The sequence below is a fragment of the Clostridium ragsdalei P11 genome, assembly GCF_001675165.1.
GTDB classification, from domain to species: domain Bacteria; phylum Bacillota; class Clostridia; order Clostridiales; family Clostridiaceae; genus Clostridium_B; species Clostridium_B ragsdalei.
Genome location: NZ_LROS01000011.1, coordinates 120,229 through 134,880 on the forward strand (window position 1 = coordinate 120,229; position 14,652 = coordinate 134,880).

A 14,652-nucleotide genomic window follows, 5' to 3' on the forward strand; every position below is an offset into this window, starting at 1 on the left:
ACGCTTTTTTTATTCAACAGAAACTATAAAATAGTATAAAGGCTGTTTTCCACTATAACATTGTACATCCATTTCTGTATACTTCTTCTCAAACTCTTCTACAAAATGCTTTACTTTTTCTTCTTCACAATCTGTACCATAATATATACTTATAAGTTCGCTATCCTCTTTTATCATATGCTTTAAAAGCTTGCCACAAACTTCAAACATATCCTTTCCAACTTGCATTATCTTTCCATCAATAAGTCCTAATATATCTCCTTTTTTTATGCTTATATCATCTATTTCCGTATCCCTAACTGCATAGGTCACAGAACCAGTAGTCACTGTAGTTAGTGCCCTTTCCATAGTACTTATATTTTTATCTATATCCATATCTGAATTAAAAGATGTTATTGCCGTAATACCTTGTGGTATTGTCTTACTAGGCACAACCTTTACATTTTTATTGGATATCTCTTTTGCCTGATTAGCAGACATAATTATATTTTTATTATTGGGTAATATAATTATATTTTTAGCATTTACTTTATTTATACAATTTAATATGTCTTCAGTACTAGGATTCATGGTCTGTCCGCCTTCTATTACGTAATCTACTCCCAAATCCTCAAATATACTCTTAATTCCCTCTCCCATAGCTACTGAAATAAGTGCATACTTTTGTGACTCAGTTTTTTCTTCATAACTAAGTTTTTCACTATCATAAGCCTTATCTTCATTGGAATTTTCCTCAAAATTTTCTATACTTAAAAGATGTCTGTGCTGTTCTCTCATATTGTCTACTTTTATTTTTGACAATTCCCCTAGCTTAATTGCCTCTGAAAGAATCCAGCCCGGATCATTTGTGTGAATGTGCACTTTAATTATATCTTCATCATCCACCACTACCATGGAATCTCCCATGGTCTCTAATTTTTTCTTAAATTCATTTATACAAGTTCCTTTAGAATGGATAAAGAATTCTGTGCAATATCCATATTTTATATCCTGCTGTCCTAAATCTTTAACTGCAGATTTAACTTCTTTATCGTGAGCTTCTTCTACAACTACATTTTCCTTACCATCCCTTAAAGCTTCCTGCATTCCTTGAAGTATTATTAGAAGGCCCATTCCACCTGCATCTACTACTTTTGCTTTTTTTAGAACAGGAAGCATGTCAGGCGTTTTATTCAATATAGTTCTACTATAACTACATACATCTTGAAGTAACTCAGTTATATCCTTTTTACTAGACTTAACAGCACTTTCACCAGCAACCCTTATAACAGTTAATATGGTTCCTTCTGTAGGACGCATAACAGCTTTATAAGCAGATTTTGCCCCCTCCTGTAGGCTATTTGCAAACTCTTCTGAGTTTACCTGTTTTTTTCCCTGAAGACCTTTTGCTATTCCTCTAAATATCTGAGACAATATCACTCCTGAATTTCCTCTTGCCCCCATAAGCGCACCTCTAGCTAATTGTTTAGAGATACTTTCTATAGAACTATCTTTAGAATTACTTACCTCAAGTACTGCACTTTTAAAGGTCATAGACATATTAGTTCCCGTATCACCATCGGGAACAGGAAATACATTTAATGAGTTAACAAAATCTTTTTGATTCTCCAGCTTATTGCTAGCATTTACAACCATGTTGTAAAAGTGATGTCCATCTATATTTAAGTATTCCATTTTTACGAATTACCTCCCTAGACTCTAACACCTTGAACATTTACTGTAATCGTTGATACTTTGAGTCCTGTGTAGTTTTCTACATTATACTTTATCCTCTGTATTATACTATTTGAAATCACTGATATTTTTGTTCCATATTCCACTATTATATATAACTCTATTATAAGTTCGTTATTTTGAGAACGAACCCTTACTCCTTTATTAAAGCTTCCACCTTTTATTAATTCCCAAAAGCCATCTTTTGCGTTTTTGGAAGCCATACCCACTACTCCATAACATTCCATAGTTGATAACCCAACTATGTTTGCAACTACTTCTTCCGAATAGTCAATATACCCATTTTCTTCGGCAATACTAGCTATCATACAAAAACCTCCTTACTAAAGTATTGTATTCTATAATACCATAAACATATTTTATATTAAATAAAACATTTATTCAAGGAAATATTAACTCTATGAAAAAGGACATTTACTTAAATTTTACTATTTACTTGCACTTATTATGCCTTCTGTGATAAAATAAGTGGTGTTTGAATTTTAGAGGACTCATAAGGAGGTGTTTTTAATGTCAAAGAAGTGTGAAATATGTGGAAAAGGTGTAGTATTTGGAGTACAATACAGCCACTCCCACCGTCAATCTAAAAGGACTTGGACTCCAAACGTAAGAAAAGTTAAAGCTATAGTTAATGGAACACCAAAAACTATACATGTTTGTTCAAGATGCCTTCGTTCAGGAAAGGTTCAACGTGCTATATAAAAAATAAAAATGCAGTTGTTTATATACAATTGCATTTTTGTCTTTAAGTACTTATTTTTTTTTAGTAAAAAACTTTATAATCGCAGATAGAACTCCTGGAAGCTTAAATGCAATAATTTTCATTAAACTACCCCCTTATTTATGATAACTTATTAAATACCATCCACAATAAATTAGTCCCATACCTGCAGCTATTATCCAGCCCCATATTGGGATAATAACTGTCATTAAAAATCCAACACCTATAGATAAAGCTATCAATCCTATTTTTTTCTTTGTTCTTCTTCTAATACAGCTTTTCTTTTTCACGCTATTATCCCTTAAAATTGCTTTATACTATTATATGCATAATATCTTCATATCGTTACTACTTTTTATAATTGCAAGCTTTAAATCTATACCATTAGAAGTTTGTCTTATTATCTGTTCAATCCTTGCTGTGCATGCACAAAAGCATACCGCTATCAAATACTATACGTGCTTCCTCTTGAATAAATTCATTAGATACTGTCCTTGCATCACCTAAAGCCAAATCATAATTACTTAACTTATATCTAGCGCCTATTATATTTAGATTTTTGACTACATTACAGTAGGCATGAAGGGAAAATGTTTCGCCAGGATATCCTTTTATTGTCGTTGTCTTGCATAATAACTCAATAGTATTATGTTCATCCTTTATATATGCCTTCACTCCACTGCGGCTACATTTTAAAAGCATACCTAAGTTAGCTAAAACATGATCCACCCTGGTTCCAGTACACCCAAGCATTACTATCTTGTCTGCCTTTAACGCCAGGGACTTTTCTACTGCAATTTCAGTATCCGTAAAATCCTTAGCCCTAGGATATGTATCTATAGAACATTCTTTACTTTTAAAAAACGTTAAAACATCCTTGTCTATAGAATCAAAATCTCCAATTAAATAATCCGGTATAATTTTATACTCATAGAGACAATTTGCCCCTCCATCTGCACAAATCAAAATAGAATCTTCATCAATTTCCTCTTCAATTAATTTTCTAGATGGAGCACTGCCCCCAGATACTATAATTGCTTTCATTTTAAATTTCCCCTCTTAATAATCTTATGTTTTCTTCTATATTTCCACCCTTAAATACAGCAGAACCCGCTACTATTACATTAGCACCGCTATCTACTATTTTTGCTATATTGCCCTTTGAAACACCACCGTCTACCTCTATCATTAAATTTTTATTACATTTATTGCTTAATTCTTTTATGTACTTGAGTTTATCAGAACAATACTCTATATATTTTTGTCCTCCAAATCCTGGATTTACAGACATTATGAGAACCATGTCTAAATAAGGTATTAAATACTTTATATTATCTACTAAGGTAGCTGGGTTTAATGCAATTGCAACTTTTACTCCAAAACTTTTTATATAATTTATAGTTCTATCTATATGCCTATCCGCTTCGAAATGAACTGTTATAATATCTGCTCCTGCTTTTACAAAATCCTCCACATATTTTGAAGGTTCCTCTATCATCAAATGAACATCAAAAGGTAGCTTGGTGAGCGGCCTTATACTTTTAATAATAGGTACTCCAAAAGATATATTGGGTACAAAATTTCCATCCATTACGTCTATATGAATTAAATCAGCCCCATATTTGTCCAGACTTTTTATATCTTCCCCTAATTTTGAAAAATCTGCAGATAATATTGAAGGTGCTATTCTTATCATATGTTTCTCTCTCCTTAATTTATACTGCTATATGAGCAGCTCAATACTTTTTTTTACTTATAATTTCATTTAAAACCTTAATATAAAACTCATATCTTTTTCTATCTATTTTGCCATCTTCGACAGAAGCTTTAATGGCACAATTTGGTTCTTTATAATGGAAACATCCCGTAAATCTACACTGACCTATAAGGTCAGTAAACTCTGGAAAACAATATTGAAGTTTTTCCTCTGATATATCAGATATATCTAGAGAGGAAAATCCCGGAGTATCCACTATAAGCCCTTCTTCTAATTCTATTAACTCACTGTGTCTTGTAGTGTGTTTTCCTCTCTTCAATTTTTGACTTATCTCACCCGTTTCCATAATCTCTTTTCCTGAAATGGCATTTAAAATAGTAGATTTTCCAACTCCCGATGGACCACACAGTACCGTAATATTTCCTTTAAGCTTTTCTTTAATTTTATCAATTCCGCAATTCTCTTTTGCCGTTAAAAATATTACGTCATAGCCTATTTTTTTCATAGTATTAGCTATATCGGATTTTTCCTTTTCTTCTGCTAAATCCAGCTTATTAAAGCAAACTACTATTTTCAAATTATTCAATTCACAGCTTATAAGAAATCTATTCAATAAATCTTCATTTATTTCAGGACGGGTAAATGCAAAAACTACCAGTGCCTGGGTTACATTAGCTACAGCAGGTCTCTTCAATTTAGTTTTTCTAGGATAGATTTTATTAATAACTCCCTGCTCTTTTTCTAGTGCAATATCCACTTTATCTCCTACCATAGGGGAAAGTGAATTATGCCTAAACCTTCCCCTTGCTTTACATTCAATTATCCCATTATCTGTTTTTATATAATAAAATCCTCCTATACCCTTAACTATAGTTCCCTGCATAAATTCCTCCTAATTTGTTTTATCTGAATTTCCTGTACCACCCGTACTTGTATTTCCGCTGCTTCCTGTACCTCCATCAGAAGAAGAACTACCTGTGCCGCTTCCACTATCGGATTTACTTCCGCTAGACCCGCTTCCGCTGCCTGTTCCGCTTACATCCTTACTTTGTCCGTTACTTCCAGTGTTTTTTCCTCCACTTTGATTCCCTAAATTACTGCTTTGATCATTTTGAGTTTCTTTATATTCATAATAAGTTAAGCTTACCGTAGTGCCTTCTTTAACTTGCTGTGATCCTCCTATGCTTTGACTTGTTACAACTCCACTCTGAGATTTATCTGAAGTAACTACTGGATTTTTAGAAACCTTAAGTCCTGAACCTGCCATTATAGAAGCTGCTTCTTCTATGTTTTTGCCTGAAACATCTGGTACCGTTACATATTTTGCATCTGCTCCCTTGCTTACCACAAGATTTACTTTTGTACCATTTTGAGCTTTGCTATCTGCTGTAGGATCTTGGCTTATAACGTCTCCTTCTGCTACATCCTCACTGTGCCTATAAGATACTGTTCCTAAAGTGAGTCCACTATTTGATATAATATCCTTTGCAGTTGCAAAATCTACTCCAACTAAATTTGGAACAGTCAGTGAATCAGATCCAGTGCTTATAATTACCCTTACATCTGAGTTTGCTTTTACCTTTGTTCCTGATTTAGGAAAACATTCTATTACTGTTCCTTCTGGTTTGTCACTTTTTTCTTTGCCTCCTACTACAAAATTAAGCTTTTTGCTTTCTACTAACTGTTTGGCATCATCCTGTTTCATGCCTACAATACTCGGCACAGTTATGTCTCCGCTGCTATATACCTTGTTATACCAAATATAGCCTGAAATTATACCTATTACAACTACAAGAACACCTATTGCAGTTGTCAATATTCTTTTTTTCTTTTTAGGATCCAAGTTTAATTTAACTGGTCTTCTTGCTGGCTCTACTTCTTCATCATAATCGTCCTCATTTTTATAAGCATTATTTACATCTACAGGATCCATTATCCTAGTCATATCACCACTTAAGTCATCATCTTCCAAATTGATTTTTTCATTATTTTCTATCTTTTTCAAGTCCACTAACATATCTTCCATCGTCTGATATCTTCTTATAGGCTCTTTCTCCACAGCTTTCAGAATAAGTCTATTTAAACTATCTGGTATATTTTCATTTAACTGATTTGGTGGAACTACAGGTTCTTGTATATGTTTTAGTGCTATCGACACAGGACTTTCTGCATCATAGGGAACACGTCCTGTAACCATTTCATACATAACTATGCCAAGGGAGTAAATATCTGTTCTAAAGTCTACAAAGCTTCCTTTTGCTTGTTCTGGGGAAAAGTAGTGTGCAGAACCCATTATCTTATTAGAATTAGTTATTGTAACTGAATCCGAGGCTTTGGCTATACCAAAGTCCGTTACTTTTACTATACCATCTTCTGTCACAAGAATATTATGAGGTTTTATATCTCTATGTATAATATTATTCTTATGGGCACATTTCAAAGCTTTAGCTATTTGAATAGCTACTTCTACTGCCCTTGCAGGAGGTATTTTCTTGTCTTCTTTTATTACTTGTTTTAAAGTCTTTCCAATAACACATTCCATTACTATGTAGTTTATATCCTTCTGTGTACCTACATCATATATGTTCACTATATTATTATCTGAAAGACTTGCTGCTGCTGCTGCTTCCCTTTTAAATTTCTCTACAAATTCTCCGTCACTTGAAAATTCTTCTTTGAGAATTTTAACAGCTACGTTTCTGCTCAAGAGGTGGTCTTTGGCTCTATAAACAATAGCCATACCTCCCTCTCCTATTTTTTCAAGCAACTCATATCTATTCCCTAGCATAGTCCCTATCATTTTTTACACTCTCCTTCAAATACAATAACTGATATATTATCCTTTCCACCTCTAAGTTTACTTAGTTCTATTAGCTGCTTGCAAGCATCTTCGTTATTGTTATTCATTATTATATCATACATTTCGTTCATATTTACTCCATTAGATAGCCCGTCAGTGCACATTATTACCCTATTTACATCTTCTAAATTTACTTTAAATATATCTACTTTTACAGACTTATTAGTTCCAAGCGCTCTTGTTATTATATTTTTATTAGGATGAATTGCAGCTTCTTCTTCAGTTATACTACCTTCATCCACCAGTTGTTGTACTAAAGAGTGATCTTTAGTCACTTTTGTTATACCATCATATTTTACAACATAGCAACTACTATCCCCTACATTTGCTACTATCATATCTTTATCTTTTACAAGGCAGACTGTTATAGTTGTCCCCATTCCACCAAATTGACTGTGGCTAATAGAAAGTTCATAAATTTTATCATTTGCTACACTTACAGCTTTTAATAAGTCTTCCTCCATATTTGATGTTTCATTTGATTTCATGTAAGAAATGGTTGTTTCCACAGCAATTTTGCTAGCTACCTCTCCTGCATTGTGTCCACCCATTCCATCTGCTATTACATATAAGTTAAAATTTTTACCATTATAGAAATCTACAAAATCTTCATTTAGCTTTCTTACCTTACCTACATCTGATAAGATCCCCACCATTTTCTACACCCTCTCTATAACTTTTTCGATTCTAAATAACTTCTCCTCAATTGTCCGCAAGCAGCGTCTATGTCTGAACCCATTTCTCTTCTTATAGTAGTCTCTATTTTATTCTTAATCAACCTATGGTAAAATTTCTTTACATCATCAGAAGAAGATTTTTTTAAGTTATTTTCCTTAACTTCATTGACTGGTATTAAATTAACATGGCACAATAATCCACTTATAAGTTCAGTTAATTCATCACAACATTCTAAACTGTCATTTACTCCACTTACCAAAGCGTATTCAAAAGATACCCTTCTACCCGTCTTCTCTATATAATACTTACATGCATCTATTATATCTTTTATGGAATATTTATTTGCAATAGGCATTATTTTTTTTCTCATAACATCATTTGGAGCATGCAGTGATATAGCCAAAGTTATTTGAAGGTCCCTATCTGCTAAATTCTTTATCTTAGGTACTATGCCACAAGTTGACAAAGTTATATGTCTCTGGCCTATGTTGAAACTGTATTCAGAATTTACTATTTTTAAAAATTTTAACACATTTTCATAATTATCTAGGGGTTCCCCACTTCCCATAAGAACTATATTGGATATTCTCTCTCCTACTTCATTCTGGGATTTTAAAATTTGGCCTAACATTTCTCCTGCTGTCAAGTTCCTAACCATTCCATCTATTGTAGATGCACAAAACTTACATCCCATTCTACATCCTACTTGAGTTGAAATACATATGGAATTACCATGTTTATATTTCATAACTACAGTTTCCACCATATTTCCATCTTTATATTCATATAAAAATTTAAAAGTATCTTTAAATTTTGACTCACATTTTTTAACTAATTCAGTAGTACCTATGTAAAAATTTGTTTTTAACTTTTCTAGTAACTTCTTAGGTATATTGGTCATATTGTCAAAATCGCATTGACCATTTTTATATATCCAGTCCATTATCTGTTTTGCTCTGAATTCACTTTCACAATTGTCATTCATCCAACTTTTCAATTCTTCCATATCAAAGTCAAGAATATTATCCATATATTGCACCTACCTATGTTTTATCATTTTTGCAATAAAAAATCCATCCATATTATCATCGGGCAATATAGTTATATATCCCTCTTTATGATAAATTATGTTGTCAAAATCACCACAATAAATTTTTTCTAGTTTATACTGGGGATTTTCTCTAATAAACCAATTTATGTTATCTTCATTTTCACTTTTATTTAAGGTACAAGTAGAATATATAAGTTTTCCACCATCTTTTACATATCTTGAAGCATTTAACATGATTTTTCTCTGCACATTTATAAGGCTATTTAAAGACTTCCTACTTTTATTCCATTTAATTTCAGGTTTTTTTCTTACTATTCCTAGTCCTGAACATGGCACATCTATTAGCACTCTATCTGCTGTAGCTTCAAACTGTTCTACATATTTTTCCGCATCTAACTTATTACACCTTATGTTTTTAATATCCATTCTATTTGCATTTTCTTCTACAAATCTTAATTTATTCTCATGTAAATCATAGGCATATATCACTCCTGTATTTTTCATAAGTTCTGCCATATGACAGGACTTTCCTCCAGGTGCACTGCACATATCAAGTACGGTCATATTTTCTTTTGGTTCTACAATATGTGCTACAAGCATGGCACTTTCATCCTGTGCTGTTATATATCCTTTTTTAAAAAGTGGATTTTTCTCTATATTGCTGCCTCTATTTATTACTACAGCTTCCTTACATATTTCACCTTTTTCTATGTCATATCCATTTTTTAAAAGTTCATCCCAAACACTTTTATAATCAATTTTTAATCCATTAACCCTAACTGTAACTTTAGGTACGTAATTAAGTGCTTGTAATATACTCTCACCTACAACTTCTCCATATTGATGAATAAAAAGCAAAGTCATCCATCTTGGAAAGGAATATTTAAAACACAGGTTATCTATTTTTTTGTCCTTATGTTCACAGTGCAAATTATCCTTATTTCTTAAGTAATTTCTTAGGACTCCATTGACTAATTTTGAGAGCCCCTTTGACTTTTTTTTTGAAAGTTCTACAGCTTCATTCACTACTGCAAATTCAGGTATTTTATCTAAATATCTGAGTTGATATATAGAAATTCTCAGTATATTTACTATATCTATATTCATCTTCTTTAAATTGCTTTTTATAAAATCACCTAGTATAGTGTCAATAGTATACATATATTTTAAAGTACCATATACTATTTCAGTAACTAAACCCCTATCCTTTTTGTTTAAATTATTCTTATTTAAATACGTATTTAAAATTTTATTAGAATATGCATTATTTCCCAATACTTCATTAAGTATTTCTACAGCTGTACTTCTTGCTCCATTCATCTTTTTACCTCTAACTTAAGGCATTTTAAAAGAAATAACCAGTCAGTATGCTAGCCTATTTTCTTCAAAATGCCTAAAATATATATTTTTAATCTCTGTCCCTACTTATATATATAAGTCTTAATAAGTTAGCTATAGCCGTTAATGCTGCAGCTACATAAGTCATTGCAGCAGCACTTAAAACAGATCTAGCTCCAACTAACTCATCAGAATATAATATATTTCTTCTCTCTAATATTTTCAATGCTCTACTTGACGCATTGAATTCTACTGGAAGAGTTATTATCTGAAACAAAACTACTAAAGTAAATAAAATTATACCTATATTCACAAGTCCCTTAATTCCTAAAATAATTCCTGCTAAAAATAGTATCCAGGATGCACTAGAACCAAAGTTAACTGCCGGTACAATAGAGTTTCTTATAATAAGTGGTACATACCCGTTTTTGTGCTGAATTGCGTGCCCTGTTTCATGAGCTGCAACTCCTATTGACGCCACAGAATTTCCATAATAAACTTCTTCTGAAAGTCTCATAACTCTTTTTGAAGGATCATAGTGATCACTGAGTTTTCCTGGTATTAATTCTACTGGTACATCATATAAACCACTACCATCTAATAGCATTCTGGCTACCTGGGCACCTGTATATCCATTTTGACTTCTATATCTTGAATATTTATTAAAAGTGGCCGATACTTTATACTGCGCCCAAACTGCTATTAAAATCGCAGGAATAAGTATAATAAAACTGCTGTCAAAGAAAAACATAGGTTAACCACCTCCACAAATTACTTTTTTAATACAATGTTTTTTTCTATAGAATGTCCCTTTATATATTCACTTACATTCATAGGTTTTCTTCCAGGAAATTGTATTTTCTTTATGAGTATAGTGCCACTACCACAGGCAACTTTAATACCCTCTTTAGACACATCTATTATACATCCTGGTTCTTTATCATAACTTTCATTTAAGCATTCTGCCTCATATATCTTCATATTATCATTCTTATATTGAGTATATGCAATAGGCCATGGATTTAAACCTCTCACAATGTTTTTTATATTTTTGCAGTTTAAATTCCAATCTATCTTTGCCATACTCTTGCTCAACATTCCAGCATATTCAGTTGTAGTTTCTCCCTGCTTTTTTCTTACAATATCGCCTTTTTCCAGTCCCTTTAATGTTTTCACCAATAGCTCTGCTCCATCTTCCATAAGCACATCGTGGAGTTCACCCGCTGTCATATTGTCTGCGATTTTAACACTGCTGCTTAAAAGCATATCTCCTGTATCAAGCCCTGCATCCATAAACATAGTAGTATTTCCACTTTCACTTTCTCCATTTATAATGCACCAATTTATAGGTGCTGCCCCCCTATATTTAGGTAAAAGCGAAGCATGAAGATTTATGCATCCATACTTAGGTATATCCAGCACTTGTTTTGTAAGTATCTGTCCATAGGCAACCACCACTATGAAATCTGGCCTTATTTTCGTTAAAGCAGAAATTGCCTCTGCATCATCTTTTAACTTAAGAGGTTGGTATATTGGAATATCGTGTTTAAGAGCCTCTTCTTTAACTTCGGAAAAAGATAGCTTTTTACCTCTCCCCTTTGGCTTATCCGGTTGAGTAAATACAGCTTCAACATTAAATTCCTCTATTAGTCTTTTTAAAGATGGCACTGAAAATTCAGGTGTTCCCATAAAAACTATATTCATTGCTTCGTTACCTCACCTTTTTTTATGATTTTATCTATGAAGAGTATGCCATTTAAATGGTCTATTTCATGGCAAAGTGCTCTGGCAAGCAGATCCTCACCTTCTATTATAATCTCTTCACCTTTCTCATTTAATGCTTTTACCTTTACTTTCTTTGGCCTTTCAACCTCTCCTTCACTTCCTGGTATACTCAGGCATCCTTCTATATCTACGGCTTTACCCTCAGAATATGTAATTTCTGGATTCACTAGCTTTAAAATTCCTTCTCCAACATCTATAACTATAACTCTCTTTAAAACACCCACTTGTGGTGCTGCAAGTCCTACACCATCTTCTTCATAAAGGGTTTCCTCCATGTCATCTAACAGTACATGGATTCTTTCATTTATTTCCTCTACTTTCCTACTTTTTTTTCTTAATATACTATCTCCATATTTTCTGACATTTCTCAAAGCCATATTATTCGCCGTTTCAATGAAATCTAATATATATTGATAGATTTTTTACGGCTTATTCAACTCCTCCCTGTTTTATCTTTATAATTGCATCTAAATTAATATATCTTACAACATACTGTTAGGATTTCTATCTATACTAACTCTTATATCATTATAAACATCTTTCAATAAATCATAAACTACTTTTTTAACATTTTGTGCAATATTTATGGTTATTTTTCCTTTTAATATTATCTGCCACCTATACAATTCCTTTATTTTAGATATTTGACAGGGACATGGTCCTAATATTTTAATTTTATCATCTTTTTCAAGAAATTTTTTTAAGAATATACCAACATTTTGTATATTTTTTATTAATACATTTTCATTTTTACTATTCATATTTATAAGAAGTATATCTGCAAATGGGGGATAACTCATATTTTCCCTTATTCCAATTTCTTCCCTATAAAAACTACTGTAATCATTTTTAGCTGCATATCTTATGCTGTAATTTTCAGGATTATAGGTTTGAATAATTACTTTTCCAGGCTTTTCTCCTCTACCTGCTCTTCCTGAAACTTGGGTTATAAGTTCATATGTCCTCTCTGTAGATTTAAAGTCCGGCAAATTAAGGGATAAGTCTGCAGCCACTACACCTACTAAGGTTACATTTTTAAAATCCAAACCTTTTGCTACCATTTGAGTCCCTATAAGTATGTCTGCTTTTCCCTGTTTAAAAGTATTATAGATATTTTCATAAGAATTTTTACTTCTTGTAGTATCAAAATCCATTCTAAGTGTTCTTGCTTTAGGAAAATAAGCTTTTATCTGGTTTTCCACCTTTTCTGTTCCCACACCAAAATATTTAACATATTTACTACCACATTTAGGACAAACTTTAGGTACTTCTATCTTGCTTCCGCAATAATGACAAACGAGTTTTCTTTGATTCTGGTGATAAGTATAGGATATATCACAATTATTGCATTTAAATACATAACCACATTTTCTGCAAGAAACAAAAGTGGAATAGCCTCTCCTATTTAAAAACAATATTATCTGTTCGCCCTTTGAAAGTCTATTACAAATATATTGATAAAGTTCCCTACTGAATATAGATTTATTGTTATTTATAAGTTCCTGTCTCATGTCTACAATTTCAACTTCTGGCATAAGTGCACCATCTGCCCTGTTTTTTATATCTATAAGTTCAATTTCACCAGTCTTACATTTATAATACGTTTCTATAGAAGGTGTGGCTGAACCAAGTATCATTTTACAATTGTATTGTTTACATTTCATCTGTCCAATTTCTCTAGCATTATACTTTGGATTACTATCTGATTTGTAGCTCCACTCATGTTCTTCGTCTATTATTATAAGTCCTAAGTTATTAAATGGAAGGAATACCGCAGATCTTGCACCAATTGCAACTTTCACCTTACCAAGCTTTACCCTCATCCATTCATCATATCTTTCCCCATCTGATAACTTGCTATGAAATACACTTATATTTTTTCCGAATCTTCCTTTAAATCTTTCAACCATCTGTGGAGTAAGTGCAATTTCCGGCACCAGTATTATAGATTCTTTGCCTTTATCCATAGCCTTTTCAACAAGATGCATGTAAATCTCAGTTTTACCACTACCTGTTACTCCATGAATCAAAAATATGTTTTTATCTGAGTTTATTATATTGTCTACTGCATACTGCTGCTCACTATTCAGTACTTTTCTAGAATACGTATTATATTGTCTTACATCATACCTATCTACAGTTTTCTCACTAATCACAAGGAATCCATGTTTTATCATAGTATTTATAGATGATAGGGATAATTTATAATTTTTGCTTATATAATTCTTAGTGTATACTCCATTGTTTTCTTTTACTACTTTATATATATCTATGTAGGGTTCCTTATTAAAGTTTCCTTCTAAATCTTTACCAATATGAATCAGGTTTTCCTTTTTCTTTTTCATTCCTTTAAATATTCCCCTTGGAATAAATACCTTTATACATTCTAGATATGTACACAAGTATACTTCTCTCATTTTTTCTATAAGAATCAGATCTTCCTTTGTAAAAAGCGGAAATTCTTCACATATATCACTTATTTCTTTAATCTTCCTATTTTCTATATCATCTTCATACAATCTAACTACAAATCCATCTAATTTATTGTTTCCCATACCAAAAGGTATTTTTACTCTAGAACCTATACTAATTTTTCCACTTAACTTGTCTGGTATTTTATAGGTAAAAATTTTATCTAATTTTACAGAACTATTGTTTACAATTATACCTGCATATGTATACACTAAATCACCCTTTATATAAACATTAAATAAGAGAGGTATTTTAAATTTAAACCCCTCTCAAACATTTAAACCGATATTTTAGAT

The 14,652-nt window shown here is 32.0% G+C and carries 15 protein-coding genes; 1 reads left to right on the forward strand and 14 read right to left on the reverse strand.

All coding sequences use genetic code 11. The features are described from left to right. Positions 1-9 precede the first annotated feature (9 nt). Positions 10-1,674, reverse strand: a complete 1,665-nt coding sequence (locus CLRAG_RS05460; protein WP_065077467.1) for a DAK2 domain-containing protein — start codon at positions 1,672-1,674, stop codon at positions 10-12. 17 nt (positions 1,675-1,691) lie between these two features. Then, positions 1,692-2,042 (reverse strand): Asp23/Gls24 family envelope stress response protein, encoded by a 351-nt coding sequence (locus CLRAG_RS05465; RefSeq protein WP_065077468.1) that lies wholly within the window; start codon positions 2,040-2,042, stop codon positions 1,692-1,694. Positions 2,043-2,244: 202 nt separating this feature from the next. On the opposite strand from CLRAG_RS05465, the gene rpmB reads away from it, so the two are divergent. Then, positions 2,245-2,436, forward strand: a complete 192-nt coding sequence (rpmB, locus tag CLRAG_RS05470; protein ID WP_013237932.1) for a 50S ribosomal protein L28 — start codon at positions 2,245-2,247, stop codon at positions 2,434-2,436. Between the two features lie 135 nt (positions 2,437-2,571). On the opposite strand, the gene CLRAG_RS20460 is transcribed toward rpmB, so the two are convergent. From CLRAG_RS20460 to priA, 12 genes are all read right to left on the reverse strand, one after another. Then, a complete protein-coding gene (locus CLRAG_RS20460; RefSeq protein WP_154104942.1) occupies positions 2,572-2,745 on the reverse strand; it encodes a hypothetical protein in 174 nt (57 codons plus the stop codon). Positions 2,746-2,863: 118 nt separating this feature from the next. Beyond that, the gene (locus CLRAG_RS05475) at positions 2,864-3,499 is read right to left on the reverse strand and encodes a thiamine diphosphokinase (protein WP_065077469.1); all 636 of its coding nucleotides are present in this window, start codon (positions 3,497-3,499) and stop codon (positions 2,864-2,866) included. 1 nt (position 3,500) lies between these two features. After that, positions 3,501-4,151, reverse strand: a complete 651-nt coding sequence (gene rpe, locus CLRAG_RS05480) for a ribulose-phosphate 3-epimerase (protein WP_065077470.1) — start codon at positions 4,149-4,151, stop codon at positions 3,501-3,503. A gap of 40 nt (positions 4,152-4,191) precedes the next feature. Further along, positions 4,192-5,055, reverse strand: a complete 864-nt coding sequence (gene rsgA, locus CLRAG_RS05485; RefSeq protein WP_065077471.1) for a ribosome small subunit-dependent GTPase A — start codon at positions 5,053-5,055, stop codon at positions 4,192-4,194. Between the two features lie 9 nt (positions 5,056-5,064). Further along, entirely contained in the window at positions 5,065-6,972 is a 1,908-nt protein-coding gene (pknB, locus tag CLRAG_RS05490; RefSeq protein ID WP_065077472.1) for a Stk1 family PASTA domain-containing Ser/Thr kinase, read from the reverse strand. After that, on the reverse strand, positions 6,969-7,688 hold the full coding sequence (locus CLRAG_RS05495; RefSeq protein ID WP_065077473.1) for a Stp1/IreP family PP2C-type Ser/Thr phosphatase: 720 nt from the start codon (positions 7,686-7,688) through the stop codon (positions 6,969-6,971). The genes pknB and CLRAG_RS05495 overlap by 4 nt, the downstream gene beginning before the upstream one ends. Before the next feature lie 14 nt (positions 7,689-7,702). Beyond that, a complete protein-coding gene (gene rlmN / locus CLRAG_RS05500) occupies positions 7,703-8,740 on the reverse strand; it encodes a dual-specificity RNA methyltransferase RlmN (protein WP_065077474.1) in 1,038 nt (345 codons plus the stop codon). Between the two features lie 9 nt (positions 8,741-8,749). Then, entirely contained in the window at positions 8,750-10,081 is a 1,332-nt protein-coding gene (gene rsmB / locus CLRAG_RS05505) for a 16S rRNA (cytosine(967)-C(5))-methyltransferase RsmB (protein WP_065077475.1), read from the reverse strand. 88 nt (positions 10,082-10,169) lie between these two features. Continuing rightward, complete coding sequence (locus CLRAG_RS05510; RefSeq protein WP_065077476.1) at positions 10,170-10,850, reverse strand: zinc metallopeptidase; 681 nt, start codon at positions 10,848-10,850, stop codon at positions 10,170-10,172. 20 nt (positions 10,851-10,870) lie between these two features. Continuing rightward, complete coding sequence (gene fmt / locus CLRAG_RS05515; RefSeq protein WP_065077477.1) at positions 10,871-11,803, reverse strand: methionyl-tRNA formyltransferase; 933 nt, start codon at positions 11,801-11,803, stop codon at positions 10,871-10,873. Further along, positions 11,800-12,261: a peptide deformylase gene (def, locus tag CLRAG_RS05520; protein WP_065077478.1), complete on the reverse strand. Its 462-nt coding sequence runs from the start codon at positions 12,259-12,261 to the stop codon at positions 11,800-11,802. Before def ends, fmt begins: the two co-directional genes overlap by 4 nt. A gap of 105 nt (positions 12,262-12,366) precedes the next feature. Continuing rightward, the gene (gene priA, locus CLRAG_RS05525; protein ID WP_065077479.1) at positions 12,367-14,568 is read right to left on the reverse strand and encodes a primosomal protein N'; all 2,202 of its coding nucleotides are present in this window, start codon (positions 14,566-14,568) and stop codon (positions 12,367-12,369) included. Positions 14,569-14,652 lie beyond the last annotated feature (84 nt).